Source organism: Pseudarthrobacter sp. NCCP-2145 (assembly GCF_023708005.1).
Classification (GTDB): domain Bacteria; phylum Actinomycetota; class Actinomycetes; order Actinomycetales; family Micrococcaceae; genus Arthrobacter; species Arthrobacter oxydans.
Window position 1 is genome coordinate 24,863 of sequence record NZ_BRCG01000015.1, and the last position, 21,147, is coordinate 46,009.

The 21,147-nt window shown below is 67.2% G+C and carries 16 protein-coding genes and 1 riboswitch; of the genes, 14 read left to right on the forward strand and 2 right to left on the reverse strand.

Annotated features, from left to right (window positions below; all coding sequences use genetic code 11):
• Window positions 1-3: 3 nt before the first annotated feature.
• On the reverse strand, window positions 4-1,083 hold the full coding sequence (locus NFU08_RS13735) for an endonuclease/exonuclease/phosphatase family protein (RefSeq protein ID WP_251424109.1): 1,080 nt from the start codon (window positions 1,081-1,083) through the stop codon (window positions 4-6).
• 334 nt (window positions 1,084-1,417) lie between these two features.
• On the opposite strand from NFU08_RS13735, the gene ileS reads away from it, so the two are divergent.
• Genes ileS through ndk form a run of 4 tightly spaced genes read left to right on the forward strand, consistent with a single transcriptional unit; the run spans window position 1,418 to window position 7,041 of the window.
• Window positions 1,418-4,750, forward strand: coding sequence for an isoleucine--tRNA ligase (gene ileS, locus NFU08_RS13740; protein WP_174179867.1), 3,333 nt, complete (start codon window positions 1,418-1,420; stop codon window positions 4,748-4,750).
• 3 nt (window positions 4,751-4,753) lie between these two features.
• On the forward strand, window positions 4,754-6,112 hold the full coding sequence (locus NFU08_RS13745) for a folylpolyglutamate synthase/dihydrofolate synthase family protein (protein WP_174179865.1): 1,359 nt from the start codon (window positions 4,754-4,756) through the stop codon (window positions 6,110-6,112).
• Between the two features lie 4 nt (window positions 6,113-6,116).
• Window positions 6,117-6,581, forward strand: a complete 465-nt coding sequence (locus NFU08_RS13750; protein ID WP_251424111.1) for a DUF4233 domain-containing protein — start codon at window positions 6,117-6,119, stop codon at window positions 6,579-6,581.
• 40 nt (window positions 6,582-6,621) lie between these two features.
• Window positions 6,622-7,041: a nucleoside-diphosphate kinase gene (gene ndk / locus NFU08_RS13755; protein WP_066276631.1), complete on the forward strand. Its 420-nt coding sequence runs from the start codon at window positions 6,622-6,624 to the stop codon at window positions 7,039-7,041.
• 63 nt (window positions 7,042-7,104) lie between these two features.
• Here the strand turns inward: ndk and NFU08_RS13760 are convergent, their stop codons facing one another.
• Window positions 7,105-7,776 carry a vitamin K epoxide reductase family protein gene (locus NFU08_RS13760; protein WP_174179860.1) on the reverse strand — a complete coding sequence of 224 codons (672 nt, stop codon included), beginning with the start codon at window positions 7,774-7,776 and terminating at the stop codon, window positions 7,105-7,107.
• Window positions 7,777-8,215: 439 nt separating this feature from the next.
• Between NFU08_RS13760 and NFU08_RS13765 the strand changes: the two genes are divergently transcribed.
• The 10 genes from NFU08_RS13765 (at window position 8,216) to NFU08_RS13810 (ending at window position 21,091) form a co-directional block, all read left to right on the forward strand.
• A complete protein-coding gene (locus tag NFU08_RS13765; RefSeq protein WP_251424113.1) occupies window positions 8,216-11,701 on the forward strand; it encodes a ribonuclease E/G in 3,486 nt (1,161 codons plus the stop codon).
• A 219-nt stretch (window positions 11,702-11,920) separates the two neighbouring features.
• Window positions 11,921-12,018: riboswitch (TPP riboswitch) on the forward strand.
• 7 nt (window positions 12,019-12,025) lie between these two features.
• Window positions 12,026-13,585: a bifunctional hydroxymethylpyrimidine kinase/phosphomethylpyrimidine kinase gene (thiD, locus tag NFU08_RS13770; protein ID WP_251424212.1), complete on the forward strand. Its 1,560-nt coding sequence runs from the start codon at window positions 12,026-12,028 to the stop codon at window positions 13,583-13,585.
• A 264-nt stretch (window positions 13,586-13,849) separates the two neighbouring features.
• On the forward strand, window positions 13,850-14,158 hold the full coding sequence (rplU, locus tag NFU08_RS13775) for a 50S ribosomal protein L21 (protein WP_066276623.1): 309 nt from the start codon (window positions 13,850-13,852) through the stop codon (window positions 14,156-14,158).
• 61 nt (window positions 14,159-14,219) lie between these two features.
• Entirely contained in the window at window positions 14,220-14,483 is a 264-nt protein-coding gene (rpmA, locus tag NFU08_RS13780; RefSeq protein WP_009372867.1) for a 50S ribosomal protein L27, read from the forward strand.
• Between the two features lie 115 nt (window positions 14,484-14,598).
• Window positions 14,599-16,188, forward strand: a complete 1,590-nt coding sequence (obgE, locus tag NFU08_RS13785; protein ID WP_174179856.1) for a GTPase ObgE — start codon at window positions 14,599-14,601, stop codon at window positions 16,186-16,188.
• Complete coding sequence (gene proB / locus NFU08_RS13790; protein ID WP_104186062.1) at window positions 16,178-17,329, forward strand: glutamate 5-kinase; 1,152 nt, start codon at window positions 16,178-16,180, stop codon at window positions 17,327-17,329. Before obgE ends, proB begins: the two co-directional genes overlap by 11 nt.
• A 26-nt stretch (window positions 17,330-17,355) precedes the next feature.
• On the forward strand, window positions 17,356-18,729 hold the full coding sequence (locus NFU08_RS13795; RefSeq protein WP_174179854.1) for a glutamate-5-semialdehyde dehydrogenase: 1,374 nt from the start codon (window positions 17,356-17,358) through the stop codon (window positions 18,727-18,729).
• A 77-nt stretch (window positions 18,730-18,806) separates the two neighbouring features.
• Entirely contained in the window at window positions 18,807-19,037 is a 231-nt protein-coding gene (locus NFU08_RS13800) for a hypothetical protein (RefSeq protein WP_104186060.1), read from the forward strand.
• Window positions 19,038-19,050: 13 nt separating this feature from the next.
• Complete coding sequence (nadD, locus tag NFU08_RS13805; RefSeq protein ID WP_192044147.1) at window positions 19,051-19,704, forward strand: nicotinate-nucleotide adenylyltransferase; 654 nt, start codon at window positions 19,051-19,053, stop codon at window positions 19,702-19,704.
• Window positions 19,705-19,711: 7 nt separating this feature from the next.
• The gene (locus tag NFU08_RS13810) at window positions 19,712-21,091 is read left to right on the forward strand and encodes a hypothetical protein (protein ID WP_174179852.1); all 1,380 of its coding nucleotides are present in this window, start codon (window positions 19,712-19,714) and stop codon (window positions 21,089-21,091) included.
• Window positions 21,092-21,147: the final 56 nt, after the last annotated feature.

Sequence of the window (21,147 nt, forward strand, 5' to 3'; positions counted from 1 at the left end):
CGCCTACGGCAGGACCAGGCGCGCCACCACCGCGGCATGGTCCGTCCCCGGGAGCGTGACCACGTCGAAGTCCACCACCTCGATGCCGGGGCTGGCCAGGACATGGTCGATGGCCACGAAAGCCGGTGCCGGTGAATTTACGGGCCACGTGGGGGCCAGCCCCTTGCCGGTCACCTGCGCGGCGTCGGACAGCCCCGTGGCCACGAGATCCCTGAACTCGCTGTGGTCCGCGCTGGCGTTGAAGTCGCCCAGCAGGATGGCAAGCCGGCTGTCAGGCAGTGCCTGCCACAGTTCGCCCAGCTGCCGCAGCTCCTGCCGCCACGACGTGATGTGCCCCCTGCGCGGCGAGTCCACGTGGACCGCAGTCAGGTGCACCGGCCCGGAAGCGCTGGGAATGACGGCGACGGCGCGGCTTTGATGGAAGGCCGAGCCGGGAACGCGTTCCACCTGCTCGAGGGGGAATCGCGAGAAGAGGGCGCTTCCAATCTTGTCCCAGTCCACATCCGTGGCGCGCGACGGCAGCAGGGTCGACAGCCCCGCCTTATCCAGTGCCTTCAAGCCGGCGGGGGCAAGCTCCGGCAGGGCCAGGACGTCCACGTTGCGGGTCCTGATTTCTGCCAGCAGGGCACCGGGATCCACGCCGGAGTACCCCACGTTCACCGCCATGACTGTCAGCACCGGCCCCGGTGCCAGGTCCGCGGGCGGGGCAGGGGACTGGACGTTGGCCGGCTGCACGTTTCCGGACGGCGGCGTGGCCAGCGTGCCGGGCGGCACGACGCGGTCCAGCACCCAGCCGAGCTGCACGGCGAGCAGCCCCGCCATGAGGGCAGCGGCCACGGCCCTGCGGGGTCCGGTGTGGCGGAAAAGGGCTACGACGGCGGCAGCGAGGGCCGCCGTTGTTGTGATCAGCCCCGCGGGGAAGAGGGCCAGGAGCTGGATCCAGGGGGTGCCGACATCCCACGGAACCATGCGCAGGAACACCAGTGCAGCACCCGGCATGGCCAGGACGGCGGCGGCAGCCGACCACCGGGACCAGGCCCGGCGGGGCCTGCCGCCGCGCACCCCGGGCCCATACTCTCGCATAGGTTCCATTATTGGTGGCCCGGCCCCGGAAATAGTAGACTCAAAAAGGCTACGACCCGGCAATCACCGGTGAGCTTCCGGAAGAACACGCGGACCGCCCTGGCAGGACAAATAAGGGGCACGCGCCAGTAGAACCGGACGGGTAAGCCCGTCACAGCAGTAATGAGTGGCCGTCGCGGCACACGTTCCCCCGGGAAGCTGGCAGCGGCGGTAAGTGAGGTGGTACCGCGGTGAGCGTGGAGTCCGGACGGACACCACTGGATCCGTCCTCGCATCCTGAACGGAACAGAAGGCGCAAGCCGGCAGTTCGCCAAGCTCAACCCAGGATGTCGACATGTCGTATTACCCCAAGGCCTCAGCCTCCACCGGCCCTTCGTCCAGCGGCGGTGCCGCCGTTTCCGCCTCCGTGAAGTTTCCGGAGATCGAAGAGCGCATCCTGAAGTACTGGGACCAGGACGGCACCTTCCAGGCCAGTATCGACCAGCGGAGCGCGGACGCCCCGGGCGGGGAGCCCGGCAGCAACGAGTTCGTCTTCTACGACGGCCCGCCTTTCGCCAACGGCCTGCCCCACTACGGGCACCTCCTTACCGGCTACGCCAAGGACCTGGTGGGCCGCTACCAGACCCAGCGCGGGAAGCGCGTTGAGCGCCGGTTCGGCTGGGACACCCACGGCCTGCCCGCCGAGCTTGAGGCCATGAAGCAGCTCGGGATGACGGATAAGACCCAGATCGAAGCCATGGGCATCGACAAGTTCAACGACGCCTGCCGCGCCTCCGTCATGAAGTACGCCGACGAGTGGAAGAGCTACGTGACCCGCCAGGCGCGGTGGGTGGACTTCGACAACGACTACAAGACCCTCAACGTGGAATACATGGAGTCCGTCCTCTGGGCGTTCAAGCAGCTTCACGAGAAGGGCCTGACCTACAACGGCTACCGCGTCCTGCCGTACTGCTGGAAGGACGAGACGCCGCTGTCCAACCATGAGCTGCGGATGGACGACGACGTCTACAAGAACCGCCAGGACCAGACGGTAACGGTAACCTTCCCCATCACGGCAGGGGAGTCGGACCTGTCCCGGCAGCTCGCCGGCGTCCAGGCCCTCGCCTGGACCACGACGCCCTGGACGCTGCCCACCAACGCGGCGCTCGCCGTCGGCCCTTCCATCACCTACGCCGTGCTCCCGGCCGGCCCCAACGGTGTCAAGGCCGCCGCTGCGGACGCGCCCGTCACGGGCAGCTTCCTGCTGGCCGCGGACCTCGTGGGCAACTACGCCAAGGACCTGGGCTATGACGACTTCGAGGCCGCCCGGGCCGCTGTTGTCTCCACCCACACCGGCACCGAGCTGGAAGGCCTGGCGTACCAGCCGCTGTGGAGCGATTTCGCGGACAACGAAAAGTACGGCATGGAGAACGCCTGGCGCTTCCTGGTTGCCGATTACGTCACCACCACCGACGGTACCGGCATCGTGCACCAGGCTCCGGCCTACGGCGAGGACGACCAGAAAGTCTGTGAGGAAGCCGGCATCCCGGTGGTCCTCTCCGTGGACGAGGGCGCCAAATTCCTCCCGCTCTTCAAGCACGGCGACCTGCACGACATCGCGGGCCTGCAGGTCTTCGAGGCCAACAAGCCCATCACGCAGGTGCTGCGCGCCCAGGGCCGGCTGGTCAAGCAGGCCAGCTACGAGCACAGCTACCCGCACTGCTGGCGCTGCCGCAACCCGCTGATCTACCGCGCCGTCTCCTCCTGGTACGTGGAAGTCACCAAGTTCAAGGACCGGATGTCCGAACTGAACCAGGAGATCAACTGGATCCCCGGCAACGTCAAGGACGGCCAGTTCGGCAAGTGGCTGGAGAACGCCCGTGACTGGTCCATCAGCCGCAACCGGTACTGGGGCAGCCCCATCCCGGTGTGGCAGTCCAGCGACCCCGACTACCCCCGCACCGACGTCTACGGCTCGCTCGCCGAGATCGAGGCGGACTTCGGCCGGCTGCCGCTGAACAAGGACGGCCAGGTGGACCTGCACCGCCCGTTCATCGATGAACTGACCCGGCCCAACCCGGACGACCCCCGCACCCCCGAAGAGGGCCAGTCCGTCATGCGCCGCGTGGAGGATGTCCTGGACGTCTGGTTCGACTCCGGCTCCATGCCGTACGGCCAGGTGCACTACCCGTTCCAGAACGAGGCGTGGTTCGACACGCACAACCCGGCTGACTTCATCGTGGAGTACATCGGCCAGACCCGCGGCTGGTTCTACATGCTGCACATCCTCTCCACGGCCCTGTTTGACCGGCCGGCCTTCCGCAACGTCATCAGCCACGGCATCGTGCTGGGCTCGGACGGGCAGAAGATGTCCAAGAGCCTGCGCAACTACCCGGACGTCTCCGAGGTACTGGACCGCGACGGCTCGGATGCCATGCGCTGGTTCCTGATGTCCAGCCCCATCCTGCGCGGCGGCAACCTTGTGGTCACCGAGCAGGGAATCCGCGACGGCGTCCGCCAGGTCATCCTGCCCCTGTGGAACGTGTACAGCTTCTTCACGCTGTACACCAACGCCGCGGCCGGCGGCTCAGGCTACGACGCAAAGCTCCGCTACGACGGCTATTCCGACACCCTGGACCAGTACCTGCTGGCCAACACCGGCGAACTGGTCGGCACGATGACCGAACGCCTGGACGACTACGACATCTCAGGTGCCTGCGACGCCCTGCGCAGCTACCTGGACATGCTCACCAACTGGTACGTCCGCAGGAGCCGCCAGCGGTTCTTCGACGAGGACCAGGATGCCTTTGATGCGCTCTACACCGCACTGGAGACGGTGTCCCGCACAGCGGCATCCCTGCTGCCGCTGGTGTCCGAAGAGATCTGGCGCGGGCTCACCGGCGGACGGTCCGTCCACCTGGCAGACTGGCCGGACGCTGCGCTGTTCCCCGCCAACCCGGACCTGGTCCAGGCCATGGACAAGGTCCAGCAGATCTGCTCCACGGGATCTTCCCTCCGCAAGGCTGCGAACCTTCGCGTCCGCCTGCCGCTGCAGGAACTGACGGTTGTGGCACCCGGCGCCGATGCGCTGCAAGGTTTTGCCGCCGTCGTCGCAGATGAGCTGAACCTCCGCTCCGTCAGGCTGCTGGATGCTGCCACGGCCTCGCCGGAAGAGTTCGGGATCCAGCAGAAACTCGTGGTCAACGCCCGCGCCGCGGGCCCGCGCCTGGGAAAGAACGTCCAGCAGGCCATCAAGGGCTCCAAGTCCGGCGACTGGTCGGTATCCGAGGCAGGCGTGGTCACCGCGGGCGGCCTGGAGCTGGAGCCCCAGGAGTACACGCTGGAAACCGTCGTGGCAGAGTCCGACGGCGGTGCTGCCGCCGCCACGAAGGCAGTGGCGGTCCTGCCCGGCGGCGGGTTCGTGGTCCTCAACACCGAGGTCACTCCTGAACTCGAGGCGGAAGGCCTGGCCCGCGACATGGTCCGAGCCATCCAGCAGGCGCGCAAGGACGCCGGACTCAATGTCAGCGACCGGATCCGGACCACCGTCACCGCGCAGCAGAACGTCGTCGACGCCCTGCTGGCCAACGCCGGCCTGGTGAAGGGCGAGACCCTGTCCGTGGAACTCACGGCGGAACCCGGGGACGCCGCAGAGCCGGCCGTCGCCGTCGAAAAAGTAGAGGCCTGATCCATGACTGACGAATTTTCCGTAGAGAGCGTCTACGCCGAGCTGCTGGGCCGGGCGCCGGAAAACAAGATGGAGCCGCGGCTGGCCCCGCTGTTCCGGGCGATGGATGTGCTGGGCGAGCCGAACAAGGCGTTCCCGATCATCCACGTCACCGGGACCAACGGCAAGACCTCCACGGCCCGGATGATCGAATCCGTCCTGCGGGCCCACGGCCTGAGCACCGGACGGTACACCAGCCCGCACCTGTCCAAGGTGACGGAGCGGATCAGCATCGACGGGCACCCGGTCCCCGACGAGACCTTCGTGCGCATCTGGGACGAGATCCGCCCCTACCTGCAGATCGTCGACTCCGAGCTCGAGGCTGCAGGCGAACCTCGGCTCACCTACTTCGAATGCCTCACCATCCTGGGCTTCGCCATCTTCGCGGACCAGCCGGTCAACGTGGCGGTGATCGAGGTTGGCCTCGGCGGAATCACGGATGCCACGAACGTGGGTGACGGGCAGGTTTCCGTGATCACCCCCATCTCGCTGGACCACACGGACCTGCTGGGTGAGACCACGGAGGACATCGCGTACGAAAAGGCCGGCATCATCAAGCCCGGCGGCTACCTCATCAGTGCCGCCCAGCCGCTGGACGCTGCGCAGGTCCTGCTGGACAAGGCCAAGGACGTGGGGGTGCCGTTCCGCTTCGAAGGCGTGGAATTCGGCGTCGAATCCCGCACCGTGGCAGTGGGCGGGCAGGTGGTGAGCATCCAGGGCATCGCCGGCCGCTACCCTGAACTGCTGGTCCCGCTGCACGGCGCCCACCAGGCACAGAACGCCGCGGTGGCCGTGGCGGCCCTGGAAGCTTTCTTCGGGGGAGAAAAGGAACTCGACTTTGAGGTGCTCCAGGAAGGCTTCTCGAACGTCACGTCTCCGGGCCGCCTTGAAGTGGTGCGGACAGCCCCCACGATCGTGGTGGACGCTGCCCACAACCCGGACGGCATCAAGGCCTCCGCAGCCGCCCTGCAGGAAGCCTTCACCTTCACCAGGCTTGTCCCGGTGGTCGGAGTACTCAAGGAGAAGGACGCCGAGGAGATCCTCCGCCAGCTCAAGGAATCCCTGGGCGGGATGGCGGAGGAGTACTGCTTCACGCAGTCGAACTCCCCACGGGCCGTGCCGGCCGCTGAGCTGGCCGAACTGGCAATTGAGCTTGGCTTCGGCGAGGACAACGTGCACATCGCCGAGAAGCTCGATGACGCCCTGGAATGGGCGGTGGAACGCGCCGAAGCCAATGACGACCTCTCCGGGGGAGTGCTGGTCACAGGCTCCATCACGCTCGTGGCCGAAGCACGGATCCTGCTCGGCAAGACGGAGGCCTGAGTCCATGGCCAAGTTGACCAAAGCGCAGCGCGAGTGGCGGCCGGGCATGCCCAGGAAGCGCCGCTCCACCAAGGTGATGTTCGCATCCACGGTCCTGCTGCTGGAAGCCTTCGTAATGTTCTTTGCCACCCTGGCGGTGTTCGGCCTGCGGCGGGGGGAGTTCCCGCCGGCGGTCATCCTGGGGGTGGGGATTGCGCTCTGCGTGGTGATGATCGTTGCGTGCGCCTTCCTCACCAAGCCCTGGGGCATCGGCCTGGGCTGGATCCTGCAGCTGGTCCTGATCCTCACCGGGATCTTCGAGCCGGCCATGTTCCTGGTGGGCACCCTGTTCGCCGCGGCGTGGTGGTACGGGATCCGCACCGGAATCCGGCTGGACCGGGAAGCCGGGGAACGGGCCCGCGAACAGGCTGCCTGGGAAGCCGCCCATCCGGAGGAGGCCGGGCCCGGCCAGCAGCCGCAGTCCCCGTAGACTTGACCCCGAAACCCCTTACCAACGCATTGGAGCAGTTGTGACTACTGAGCGCACCCTCGTACTGATCAAGCCCGACGGCGTCGCCCGCAACCTTACGGGCGCCATCCTGGCCCGGATCGAAGCCAAGGGCTACACCCTGGCTGAGCTGAAGAAGGTTGACGCCTCACGCGAACTCCTGGAGCAGCACTACGAGGAGCACGTGGGCAAGCCCTTCTACGAGCCCCTGGTGGACTTCATGCTCTCCGGACCCGTGGTGGCGGCCATCTTCGAGGGCCACCGCGTCATCGAGGGCTTCCGTTCGCTGGCCGGCACCACCGACCCCACCACGGCCGCCCCCGGCACCATCCGCGGCGACTTCGGCCGCGACTGGGGCCTGAAAGTCCAGCAGAACCTGGTCCACGGCTCCGACTCCGCCGAATCCGCCGGACGCGAGATCAAGATCTGGTTCCAGGGCTGACAGCCCAGGGACAGCAAAAAGCCCCTGGTTCCTCGGAACCAGGGGCTTTTTCCGTCAGCAGGCCTAGAAGCCGGAGGTGCCGGCGAACACCTGGATGAAGGCGAAGAAGATGGTGGCGATGACGGCCACATACAGCAGGGCGGTGATGATCCAGCCAGAGTCACCCAGGATGCGGGCGGCGTTGGCGGGGGCGGGAATGACCCCGGCGCTGATGTTCCGGATGGTCACCCAGACAAACAGCGGGATCATGGCTGCCCAGACAACCATGCAGAACGGGCACAGTATGTGGATGACGTAGAGGGCCTGGGACCACAGCCACACCACGAACGCGAAACCGAGCGTGACCCCCGCCTGGAGGCCCACCCAGTACCACCGCGCAAACTGGGCGCCGGCCAGCAGTGACATGCCCACGGTGATGGCGATGGCGAACGCCACGATGCCGATAAACATATTGGGGAAGCCAAACAGCGAGCTCTGCCACGTCTGCATCACCTGGCCGCAGGAGATCCACGGGTTCACGTCGCACACCGTGGTGTGGTTGGGGTCCTTGAGGACCTCCAGTTTCTCCAGCACCAGCGTTCCGGAAGCCAGCCATCCGACCACCCCGGTAATGACCATCAGCCAGCCAAGCGGCCGGTCACGGGTCATCCGCGGGCGGGCTGCGGCTGCACTGCTGTCCGGATCCACAGTCCGTTCCGGCGTGTGGGTGCCGCTCAAGGGGGAGATGCTGGGCATTGGCAAGGCGTCCTTTTCATCGGGTGGTCCTTGCCCGATTGTAACGCCGGACGCTGGAAAGACCTTCAAGGAAAGCGAACAAGTGCTGCTGCTTCCGCCGTGGAATAGCCGGGGTATGAGAGAATGAACGTGGCTGGAACCCGATCCACATTCGGACTCCGGTCCGGCAGCTTGTTCGCAAGACCGCCAGTGATGAGCAGCGCAGGCTTTGGATTCTTTGATCCGAACTCCGCAACTCCATGGGGCGGCACCTGGTTGTGGCATGTGGAACAACGGGTTCTTGAACATCCTGCCGGCCCCCACGGGCTGCCGCACCCCACTGCCGGTGCGAACCTGGGGGTATCCACTTGACTTCTGTCAACGCCTGCGGGTTTTGACAATATGTGCCCCAATGGGTGCCGGATGTGGCGGTACGTCAGGGGCAGGAGTGTTGCCACATATGGATAATGAACAAGTTTTAGCCGTTAACGATGAAGCAGCGTCCGTGGATGCCGACTCCGTGCCGAAGAAGGCCACGAGGACCCGGCGGAAGGCCGCTCCGAAAACCGGCGAGGCCGTGGCCACTGAGGCTGCCGCCGAAGGTGTCACCGCCGAGGCCGGGGCCGCGGAAGCTGAGGCCGCCGAGGCCAAGGCGCCCGCCCGCCGCAGCCGTTCGCGCAAGAAAGTCGAGACCGCCGAGCCGCTTCCCGTCTTTGCTGCGGAGGCCGGCACCGAAACCGGGAACACCAACAACGCCAACGACGACGGCGCGCAGCAGGCGCCTGCCGCCGGGCCTGCAGAGGTTGCCGCGGAAGAATCGAAGCCCGTCCGGCGCCGCCGGGTTGCCACGCGCAAGACGTCTGCCCCGGCCGTCGTCGAGGCGGAGGAGCCGCCGGCAGGGACGGCCGCACCTGGGCCGGTTGACACCGAGCCGGCAGACACCGGGTCGGCTGAGCCCGCACCCGCGGCGTCTGGCACCGCTGTTCCGGCCGCCGCCGATGCGCCCGCCGGCTCTGAACCGGTAACTGAGGCTGCAGCCCAGGCGCCTGCCGCCAAAGCCGCCGGCGCTTCCGCGCAGCCAACGTCCGCCGTCGAGCCTTCCGTTGAAGGCGACGCCAATTCTTCTGCCGAGCCCGCGGCCGGCGCCGCAGGGTCGTCAGCCCCCGCCAGCCCGTTCGGGTCCCTGTTCATGGAACCGGGTTCCCCCACGTCGGTGCTGTTCCAGGCCCCGGACCTCAGCACTGTCGTCCGGCCCGCCCCGGTGCCCGTCGAGGATGCCGAGGCTGACGACGCCGAGGACGATTCGGACGACGCCGGCAACCGCCGGAGGCGCCGCGGCCGCGGCCGCCGCGGCCGCAGCAGGGCGGGCGAGCGTGACGGTGAAGAAGCCGACAGCGCCGCTGCCGCAGACAGCGACGCCGCCGAGGATGCTGATGAGGACTCCGCCGGGCAGGCCGATGAAGGCGTGACCTCCCGTCGCCGCCGCCGCCGCCGCCGTGGCGACCAGGACCTCGAACTGACGGGCGGGGAAGACGACGATCCGCCCAACACGGTCACCCGGGTCCGCGCTCCGCGCGCCGTCAGCGAACCCGCCGTGAACAACCGCGTCACCAGCGTCAAGGGCTCCACCCGCCTGGAAGCCAAGAAGCAGCGCCGCCGCGAATCACGCGATACCGGCCGCCGCCGCACCGTCATTACCGAAGCCGAGTTCCTGGCACGCCGGGAATCCGTGGACCGCCAGATGATCGTCCGCCAGCGCGACGACAGAATCCAGATCGCTGTCCTCGAAGACGGGGTCCTGGCCGAGCACTTCGTGTCCAAGACCCAGCAGGACTCCCTGATCGGCAACGTCTACCTGGGCAAGGTCCAGAACGTCCTGCCGTCCATGGAAGCTGCCTTCGTGGACATCGGCCGCGGCCGCAACGCCGTGCTGTACGCCGGCGAGGTGAACTGGGAGGCCGTCAACCTTGAGGGCAAGCAGCGCCGCATCGAGAACGCGCTGAAGTCCGGCGACACCGTCCTGGTCCAGGTGACCAAGGACCCGGTGGGCCACAAGGGCGCGCGCCTGACCAGCCAGATCTCCCTGCCCGGCCGCTACCTGGTGTACGTTCCCGGCGGCTCCATGACCGGCATTTCCCGGAAGCTTCCCGACGTCGAACGCAACCGCCTGAAGCGGATCCTCAAGGACCGCCTTCCCGAGCACGCCGGCGTGATTGTCCGTACGGCCGCGGAGGGTGCCTCCGAGGAAGAGCTGACGCACGACATCAACCGGCTGCGTGCCCAGTGGGAGGGCATCGAAAGCCAGTCGAAGTCCACCAAGATCCTTGCCCCCGAGCTGCTCTACGGCGAACCGGACCTCACCATCAAGGTGGTCCGCGACGTCTTCAACGAGGACTTCTCCAAGCTGATCGTCTCCGGCGAGGAAGCCTGGGACACCATCGAGGCATACGTCACATACGTCGCCCCGGACCTGGTGGGACGGCTCGAGAAGTGGACCAAGGACCAGGACATCTTCAGTGCCTGGCGCATCGATGAGCAGATCCACAAGGCCCTGGAACGGAAGGTCTTCCTGCCCTCCGGCGGCTCGCTGGTGATCGACCGGACCGAGGCCATGACCGTGGTGGACGTCAACACCGGCAAGTTCACCGGCAGCGGCGGCAACCTCGAAGAAACAGTCACCAAGAACAACCTGGAAGCTGCGGAGGAAGTAGTCCGGCAGCTCCGCCTCCGCGACATCGGCGGCATCATTGTCATCGACTTCATCGACATGGTCCTGGAGTCCAACCGCGACCTGGTCCTGCGGCGCATGGTGGAGTGCCTGGGCCGTGACCGCACCAAGCACCAGGTTGCCGAAGTCACCTCGCTGGGCCTGGTGCAGATGACCCGCAAGCGGATGGGCACGGGGCTCCTTGAAGTGTTCGGCGAGCAGTGCGAGGCCTGCGCCGGCCGCGGCGTGGTCACCCACGATGACCCGGTGGAACACCGCCGGGCGAACATTGTGGCTGCCGAGCATCACGTGCAGCGTGCCGAGCACCGCCCGGAAGCACGCGCCGAGGGCAACCGCATCGAGGCGCAGCGCACGGACAGCAGCCAGCCCGGTGCCCGGCCGGACCGGAAGCGCCGCCGCGGCCGCGGCGGCCAGCAGCCGGACGCCGCGCCGGCAGCTGCCGTCCACGTCCACACGGTCCACCCTGATCCGACGGACGCCGAGCGGCATGCGAAAGCGGAAGCCACCAGGCTGGCCCTTGCCAACATCGCGGCTGCCGCCCACGCGGCCCACCTGCATGACGACGAGTTGGCCGCCGCCAGGCAGGCAACGCAGGCCCAGCCCGCAGTTCCGGCTGAAACGGAGAAGCACGACAGCGATGCGTCTAGGCCCGCTGCCGTCCTGACCTTTGGCGGGGAGAAAGTCGTCCTGCCCTTCGTGGAGCACGCCGAGGAGCAGCAGCCAAAGCCTGCCCTCACCCTGGACCGCCTTGCCGCGGCCTTCGCCCACCTGGGCGAGCCCGCACCGGCAGCCGGCACGCCGGCTGGAACGCCGGACGTGCAGCCGGTCCAGCGCGGGGCGGAAGAGGCTCCCCAGCAGGCTCCTGCTCCGGAGCGGACACGTGAGCCGGAGCAGGCACCGGAACAGCGGGAGCCCGCAGCCGTCCAGCCGGAGCAGCGGCCGGTGGCCGCCGCAGCGGAGCAGGACTACTCGGACCACACCCTGGAGCAGTCACGCCCGCGCAGGGCACGCCGGAACCGGAGTGCCAGCCGCGCGCAGGGAGCAGCCAACGAGACCTCGGTCCAGCATCGCGAGAATGTTCCAGCCCCCGCGGCCGGGCATTCCCACGCCGCCAAGGCACCGGAAACGGACAAGGCGGGTGCTTCGCAGCCGGCCAGCGGCAAGCCCTCGGACGCGCCGATCATCCTCGGCGTCGGGGTGCCTGCCTCAGAGCTCTAGGAACTGGAGCTGCCACGCATGGAGTTACCGGAATCCGGGACCCAGGGCGGGTATTGACCGAATGCCCGGCCAGCCACAGTCAGTGGCCGGCCGGGCATCCGTCCTTTAAGGCGGCGCTCCGCAGCGCTTTTGACCACCCTCATTGAACACCGGCATTCCACCCCGCTCCGGCCGCACTGTGTCACCTTCACGCTGTGGACCTCAAAAAAGCTAGGCTGGGGAACCGACACGGGGTGCCGCGCAGAGAGCCGGCTGAGATCCAGACCCGTTGAACCTGTCCGGCTAGCACCGGCGAAGGGATGTCTCTTGTCTTCCACCCTTGCAATGCCCACTGCCACCATCCAGGGCACATCCGCGTGTGCTTCCGGGCCTGCAGCTGCTTCTGCGCCTGCAGCCCCCGGCCGCGAGTACCGCGGCGTGCCACGGGTCCTCTCCATTGCCGGATCCGATCCTTCCGGCGGGGCCGGCATCCAGGCGGACCTGAAAAGCATCGCCGCCCACGGCGGCTTCGGAATGGCTGCCATTACCGCCCTCACCGCACAGAACACCCGCGGCGTGCGCGGCGTCCACGTTCCCCCCGCCAACTTCCTTACCCAGCAGCTCGATGCCCTGAGCGACGACATCAGTATCGACGCCGTGAAGATCGGCATGCTGGGCGATGCCGGGGTGATCGAAGCCGTCCATGCATGGCTCGAAAAGGTGCGTCCCGCCGTCGTGGTCCTGGACCCTGTCATGGTGGCCACCAGCGGCGACCGGCTCCTCCCGGAATCAGCCGAAGCCGCGCTTCGCGACCTGCTGCCGCTGGCGCAGCTCATCACGCCCAACCTGGCTGAACTCGCCATGCTCGTGGGCGGCGACGTGCAGCAGACCTGGGAAGGCGCCCTGGAACAGGGCCGGAACCTCTCCGCCGCCACGGGAGCCACGGTGCTGGTCAAGGGTGGGCACCTCGTAGGGGCCGAATGCCCCGATGCCCTCGTAAGCACCGCCGGGATGTTGTCCCGCGAGGTGGTCGTGGTTCCCGGTCAGCGGGTGGCAACAGTGAACAGCCACGGCACCGGATGCTCCCTGTCCGCGGCCATGGCCACGGTCCAGGCCCGGGTGGGGGACTGGGAGGCAGCCCTGCGCGAGGTCAAGCCCTGGCTTGCCGGCGCGCTGGAGGCCTCGGAGGCCCTGGAGGTGGGGGCGGGCAACGGGCCCGTGCACCACTTCCACCACCTGCCGGCCGTGCGCGGCGAGGGGAGCTTCGCGGCGCAGCTCTGGGCGGACGCCGCAAAGGACCTCGAGGACATCTACGCGCTGGACTTCATCCAGGGCCTGGCTTCCGGGAGCCTGCCGGAGAAGGAGTTTGCCTACTACCTCGCCCAGGACGCCATCTACCTCAACGGCTACTCACGGGTGCTGGCGCGGACCAGTGCACTGGCCCCCACCGAAGGGGAGCAGCTCTTCTGGGCACGTTCCGCCGCGCAGTGCCTGGAGGTGGAGTCCGAGCTGCACCGCTCCTGGCTCAGTACACGGACCGTTGAGCCGCAGCTGGGACCCGTCACCAAGTCCTACGTGGACCACCTGACGGCGGCATCGGCGTCGGGCAGTTACGCGGTGCTGGCCGCAGCGGTCCTGCCCTGCTTCTGGCTGTACGCCGAGGTGGGCGCAACACTCCACGCCCGGTTCGTGGCTGCAGGGGAACCGGCCGGCCACCCCTACGCCGAGTGGCTGCGCACGTACGCGGACGAGGACTTCGCTGCCGCCACCCGCACAGCGGTTGCGATTGTGGACGGGGCCGGCCGCAGCGCGTCCGCAGGGGACCGGGACGCCATGGTGGCGGCGTTCAGGCAGTCCTGCCGCCTCGAGGTGGACTTTTTCGACGCGCCGCGACTTCATTCCTGACACCCTGTTGCGCGTCCCGCCGGTACTATGGTGGGGCACAGGTAAGGGCGCGGACCTGGGCTGTGGTGCCTATCACAGACAACCCGCCGGAACCAGCCTCATTTGCGGCCGAAGCCAAAACTAGCGTATTCTAGATCTTCGGTGCTTACGCCAACACTTGGGTTATGACCCCACGGCGTTGAGGCACAGCGAGAGCCCACCCAATCATGGAACCGGGTTCCGCACGCAAATTTGTAATAAACGTCGAGAGAAGTGAGTTCCCAAGTGGTGTACGCGATTGTCCGCGCAGGCGGCCGCCAAGAGAAGGTTTCCGTTGGAGACTTCGTTACCCTGAACCGCGTCGCCGGTGGAGCTGGCAGCACCATTCAGCTGCCCGCACTGCTCCTGGTTGACGGTGACAAGGTCACCTCCGCCGCTGCTGACCTGGCCAAGGTAACTGTTACGGCTGAGATCCTCCAGGACCTCCGTGGTCCTAAGATTGTGATCCAGAAGTTCAAGAACAAGACCGGTTACAAGAAGCGCCAGGGTCACCGCCAGGAACTGACCAAGGTCAAGATCACTGGTATCAAGTAACCTTCCGTTACTGTTCAGGTTTTTCAGCAGATTCCCCAGAATTTAGAGGCAGGCATTTCAGATGGCACATAAAAAGGGCGCGAGCTCCACTCGCAACGGTCGTGACTCCAACGCACAGTACCTCGGCGTCAAGCGCTTCGGCGGCCAGGTGGTTTCCGCCGGCGAGATCATCGTCCGCCAGCGCGGCACCCACTTCCACCCGGGCGCCGGCGTTGGCCGTGGCGGCGACGACACCCTGTTCGCACTGACCCCGGGCGCCGTTGAATTCGGTACCCGCCGCGGTCGTCGCGTCGTCAACATCGTTGCTGCTGCAGCTGCAGAGTAACAACCAGATCTGAAGCGGTGGAGCGGGCCATATGGTCCGCTCCACTGTTCTTTTAACCGCATTACAATCATCTTGGCGCCCCGGGCGTCCAGGAAACAGCACTGAGGAGATCCACGTGGCCAGCTTTGTAGACCGGGTAGTACTGCACGTATCCGGCGGTACCGGCGGCCACGGGTGCGTCTCCGTCCACCGCGAGAAGTTCAAGCCCCTGGGAGGGCCCGACGGCGGCAACGGCGGCAATGGCGGCGACGTGATCCTTCGCGTGGACCACCAGACCACCACCCTCCTCGACTACCACCACGCACCCCACCGCCACGCCACCAACGGCGGCCCCGGCATGGGCGACTGGCGCGGCGGCAAGAACGGCGAGACCCTCATCCTTCCTGTCCCGGACGGCACCGTGGTCAAGTCCAAGGACGGCACCGTCCTCGCGGACCTCGTGGGTGAAGGCACCGAATACGTCGCGGCGGCCGGCGGCATCGGCGGCCTGGGCAACGCCGCGCTCTCCTCCCAGAAGCGCCGTGCGCCCGGCTTCGCCCTGCTCGGCATCGAAGGCGAATCCAGCGACATCGTCCTGGAACTGAAGTCCATTGCGGACATCGCCCTGGTCGGTTTCCCGTCCGCAGGAAAATCGAGCCTGATCGCGGCCATGTCCGCGGCCCGCCCCAAGATCGCCGACTATCCGTTCACCACACTGGTCCCCAACCTTGGCGTCGTGCAGGCCGGCGACGTCCGCTTCACCATTGCCGACGTGCCCGGGCTGATTGAAGGCGCCAGCGAAGGCAAGGGCCTGGGCCACCACTTCCTGCGCCACGTGGAGCGCTGCGCTGCCCTGGTCCACGTCCTGGACTGCGGCACCCTCGAGGCAGACCGCGATCCGCTTTCTGACCTGGCAGTCATTGAGGCCGAGCTGGAAAAGTACGCCGTGGACATGAGCTACGCAGGCCAGGACGGCGAGGTGGTTCCACTGAACCACCGACCCCGCCTCGTGGCCCTGAACAAGGTGGACCTGCCCGACGGCAAGGACATGGCCGAATTCGTCCGCCCGGAACTTGAGTCCCGCGGCTACCGCGTCTTCGAAATCTCGGCAACCAGCCACGAGGGCCTGCGGCAGCTGGGCTTCGCGATGGCCGAAATCGTGCAGGCAGCGCGGGACGCGGTGGCAGCAGCCCCGCCCAAGGTCCAGCCTGTGGTCATCAAGCCCCGCGCCGTCAACGAAACCGGGTTCCGGATCCGCCGGGAGGAGAAGGGCCTCGAGCCGCTGTTCCGCGTACTGGGCGAAAAGCCGGTGCGCTGGGTCAAGCAGACCGACTTCACCAACGAGGAAGCCATCGGCTACCTGGCCGACCGCCTGGCTAAGCTCGGTGTGGAAACGGAACTGTTCAAGCAGGGCGCTAAGCCCGGCGATACGGTTGTTATCGGCGAGGATGACGGCGTCGTCTTCGACTGGGAGCCCACCATGATGGCAGGCGCCGAACTGCTGGCCTCGCCGCGCGGTACGGACGTCCGTTTTGCGGACATCGGCGACCGCCCCACCCGTGGACAGAAACGTGAAGAGCAGCAGGAACGCAAGGACGCCAAGGCCGCTGCCCGGGCCGAACTCGAAGCGGAGCGCAAGGCCGGCATCTGGACCGAATCCGTGAGCAGCCGCAGGGTTGCCAAGCCGCTCAAGGAGAGTGGACTGGGCGCAGACGATGACATCTAGGGCTGCGTCCGCGGAACCGCTGGCGCGGTCCGTGGACAGGAGCGTGCTGGCCAACGCGCACCGGATCGTGGTGAAGGTGGGCTCGTCGTCGCTGACCAGCATCAAGGGCGGCATCTCGGAAGAGTCGCTGACCGCCCTCGCGGACGCACTCGCCGCCAAGCGCAACACCGGAACAGAGATCATCCTGGTTTCCTCCGGTGCCATCGCGGCGGGTCTTGCACCGCTTGGCCTCGCCAAGCGCCCCCGCGACCTCGCCACCCAGCAGGCGGCCGCCAGCGTTGGCCAGGGCCTGCTCATGGCCCGCTACACCCAGGCTTTCGGGGCCCACGGCGTGACCGTCAGCCAGGTGCTCCTCACCGCCGAAGACCTGATGCGCCGCAGCCAGCACACCAACGCGTTCCGCGCCCTCAACCGGCTGCTCAGCCTCGGCGTGGTCCCCGTGGTCAACGAAAACGACACCGTAGCCACCCATGAAATCCGCTTCGGTGACAACGACCGGCTCGCCGCCCTCGTGGCCCACCTGGTCCGCGCCGACGCGCTGGTCCTGCTGTCCGACGTCGACTCCCTCTACGACGGCCCGCCGTCCCTTGGCGCGAAGCGGATCCCGCTGGTGGAGGGGGCGCACGACCTCGACGGTGTCTCCATTGGCAAGACCGGCAAGGCCGGCGTCGGCACCGGCGGCATGCTCACCAAAGTGGAGGCAGCGTCCATGGCAGCGGGATCCGGCATCCACGCCCTGGTCACTTCCACGCCCAACGCCGCCGCGGCCCTTAACGGCGAGGACGTGGGCACCTGGTTCACGGTCAACGGCGCCCGGAAGCCCGTCAGGCTTCTCTGGCTGGCGCACGTGGCCTCCGTCCAGGGACGGCTCGTGCTGGACGACGGCGCTGTGAAGGCCATCCGCCATCACCGCACGTCACTGCTGCCTGCCGGCATTTCCGCCGTCCACGGTGATTTTGAAGCCGGCGACGCCGTGGAGATAGCAGGAGCCGACGGTACGGTGGTGGCGCGCGGACTGGTGAACTACTCCTCCGCGGAGCTGCCCCAAATGCTGGGCCGGTCCACCAGGGACCTCGGTGAGGCGCTGGGCAGCGGCTATGACCGTGAAGTTGTTCATGTTGACGACCTGGTGCTGGTCTGAGCTTCCGGCTCGCCTAAACTTGGAACATGACTGAGGCCCTGATCCACAAGACTGCCGAAAATTCCGGACACACCGCTGCCGCCACGCAGCCCGTTGAGTCATCGGCAGCACCGGTCCCGGCTGACATTCCGTTGTCTTCCGGCGACGTCGAGGCCGCAGTGCACGCCATCGCCGACCGTTCCCGCCACGCGGCGCGGCGGATGGCCATGGCCAACCGGGCATGGAAGGACCGCGCCCTCCGCGCAGTAGGCACAGCCCTGCAGGAGAGCACTGAATCCATCCTCACCGCCAACGCCATGGACGTGGCGGCAGGAAAGGCCAACGGCACCTCCGCGGCCATGCTGGACCGCCTGACCCTGACGGAAACCCGCATCGCGGGCCTGGTGTCGGCCCTGGAAAACCTGGCCAACCTGCCCGACCCCGTAGGCAACGTTGTGCGCGGGCAGACGCTCCCCAACGGCCTGCGGCTCCGACAGGTCAACGTCCCCATGGGCGTGGTGGCCGCCATCTACGAAGCACGGCCGAATGTCACGGTGGACATTGCCGGGCTGGCACTCAAGAGCGGCAACGCCGTGATCCTGCGCGGCGGCAGCGCCGCCCAGGCAACCAACGAGGTGCTGGTGCGGGTACTGCGCGAAGCGCTCGAATCCGTGGGCCTGCCCGCCGACGCTGTCCAAACGGTGGACCAGTACGGCCGCGCCGGCGCCAATGTCCTGATGAAGGCCCGCGGCCGGGTGGACGTACTCATTCCCCGTGGCGGCCGCGAGCTGATCCAGACCGTCGTCACCAACTCCGCTGTCCCCGTCATCGAAACCGGTGAGGGGAACGTGCACATCTTCATCGACGAGTCGGCCAGCGAGGACATGGCGGTGGAGATCCTCCTGAACGCCAAGACGCAACGGCCCAGCGTCTGCAACACGGTGGAGACGCTCCTGGTCCACTCCGGTTCACGCGTGCTTCCTGCCGTTGCGGCCGCCCTGCGCAAGGCCGGCGTCCGGCTGCACACCGATGAGCGCACCCGCGCCGCCCTTCCTGCCTCCATCGAGTCGGAACCGGCCACCGACGAGGACTGGGCCACCGAATACATGGACCTTGACCTTGCGGTCGCCATGGTGGACAGCCTCGATGAGGCAGTCAGCCACATCCGCACCTGGTCTACCGGCCATACCGAGGCCATCCTCACCAATGACCTGTCCAACGCCGAGCGTTTCATTGCCGAGGTGGATTCCGCGGCCGTCATTGTCAACGCGTCCACCCGGTTTACCGACGGCGGAGAGCTGGGGCTGGGTGCCGAGGTGGGGATTTCCACCCAGAAACTGCACGCCCGCGGTCCCATGGGGCTGACCGAACTCACCACCACGAAGTGGATCGTGCAGGGCGAGGGCCAGGTGCGCGGGTAGCGCACGGTAACATAGACCAGAAGCCAGAAACGGCGGAGCTTTCCGCTGCCACAATCGTTTGAGCCCAAGGGGAGAACATGCTGTTCCAGCAGATTGCCACGTCCGTCGCCGAAGGCGAAGAACACGAACTCGCGCCGCTGTGGGCTGAGCCGTGGGTCTTCGGTGTGGTCATCTTCGCCATCCTGCTGGTCATGATGTTCATCACCCTGTCCTACTCCAACCTGGGCAACCGCCACACGGCCACCGAGGAGCACGCGGATCCGCACCGCCAGCACCCGAACAAGCACGATCACGGGCAGGGCCACTAACATTTCCCGCGTTTTGCACCGCTCGGGTGCCAACGGCAGGCTGCGGCTGGGCGTGATGGGCGGGACATTCGATCCCATCCACCACGGCCACCTGGTGGCGGCCAGCGAGGTAGCGGCGGAATTCGACCTGGACGAGGTGGTTTTCGTCCCCACCGGCCAGCCGTGGCAGAAGTCCCACAAGCACGTCAGCGAACCCGAGCACCGCTACCTGATGACCGTCATCGCCACGGCGTCAAACCCGCGCTTTACGGTCAGCAGGGTGGACGTTGACCGGCCGGGTCCCACGTACACCATCGATACCCTCCGCGACCTCCGGGCCCAGCGCCCCGACGCCGACCTCTTCTTCATCACCGGGGCGGACGCCCTGGCGCAGATCCTCTCCTGGAAGGACATCGACGAACTGTGGTCGCTGGCCCATTTCGTCGGGGTCACTCGGCCCGGGCATGTCCTGGACGGCATGGGACGCGATGATGTCAGCCTCCTGGAGGTCCCGGCCATGGCCATCTCCTCGACGGACTGCCGCGCGCGCGTGGCCGCGAACCATCCGGTCTGGTACCTGGTGCCGGACGGCGTCGTCCAGTACATCGCCAAATACGGCCTGTATGAAGCCGCCGCGGAAGCCGACGCGCCACCGTCCCTAGCACGTGAACCAGCCAGTACTGAATGAGTTCTCAATGAGTCAGGAACAGCCCCCCATCCGCAGCCGCCGGGAACTCCGGAAGGCCCGGGACGCCCAGCAGGAGTCTGCTTCAAAGGGCGCGGAGCAGCTCCCGCCTGCCCCCACGACAGTTGCTGCTGCCCCGGTTGCTGCTGCGCCCCCAAGGATCGGTGACGCCGGAACGGCCGCCGGGCAGGCAAATACCCCGCGGTCATCCCAGATCCGGGCGCGGGACCGTGCAACCCTTCGCGCCATCAAGGAGCTGGAGGAAAAAGAAGGCCAGCTCTCCGCCGGTGGTCCTCCCACCCGTCGGCAGCTCCGCCTCCAGCAGCTGAAGGAACAGGCGCTGACGGCGGCCAACCCCATTGTTCCGCCGGCTTCCACTCCGCCCGCTTCCGCTCCTCTGCGTTCCGCGGAGGGGCCCCGGGTTGACGGCAGGCAAAAGGACAACGGCCATAAGGACAGCGGCCACAGAGACAGTCACGCCGGCCCGGAAAACACCGGCGCGGGGGAGCAGGCCCGTGTGGGCGGTACACCCGCCCCCGGCGTAAAGGCCGGTTCACCGGGCCCCGAGGGCATGACCGTGGAACAGGCTCTGGCCGCCCGCTCCCTGCTCGCAGAGCAGGCAAAAAACCAGATCGCCAAAATGGAGCACATTGCCTCCCTGGATCCCGAAGCGGTTGATCCGGAGATTCTGGCTGAGCAAATCGCCCTGGCGGAACGAGCGGCGGTCATGAACCGCCGGGCCATGGCCAGGCAAAAACTGGCTGAGCAGGCCGGAGCCCCTTCGGTTCCCCCGGCTCCGGCAACCCCTCCGAAAGATCCCGGCCAGGGACGTTCCCGGGATGCCGGAAAGCTGCCCGTGGATGCCGCCACAAAGGACCAGGCCGGGAAGCCCGCGGCCGGACAGCGCCCCGCGCCCTCTACCGCCAATAACCTGGCCATGGTCACGCCGCTGGAATTCGTGCAGGTCCCCGGCATCGACCGGCCCGTCATGAAGCCGCCCGCAACTTCGCACGTACCGGTCACCACCCGCCCGGGAACCAAGGTCACCCCTTCCGGTACCAAGAAGCGGCGTTCACCAGGCTCACAGCGCACTGCCACCGCTGAGGACGGTCCCGGCCGCTCGCAGGTGATCGCAAGGGCTGAAGCTGCCGCCCGGGCCGCTGCCCGCCCGCAGCAGGTGGTTACTGAAGAGCACCAGGGGGAGGACCTCTTCGAGGACCTCCCGCGGATCCCGGCCTCGTCCGCCCACGGCCTGGATCCCCTGGACGCAGCTACGGCGGGACTGGCCCGGGCGAACCGGACCAGGGTCCTGCAGTTCCTGATCCTGGCATTCGGCATCGTGGCACTCGTCTCAGGCATCATCCTGATCATTAGCGGCATGTCCCGCTGACCACCAACAGCCGGCCGGCAACGGACGGCCCCTGCATATTTAACCCAACAAGGAGT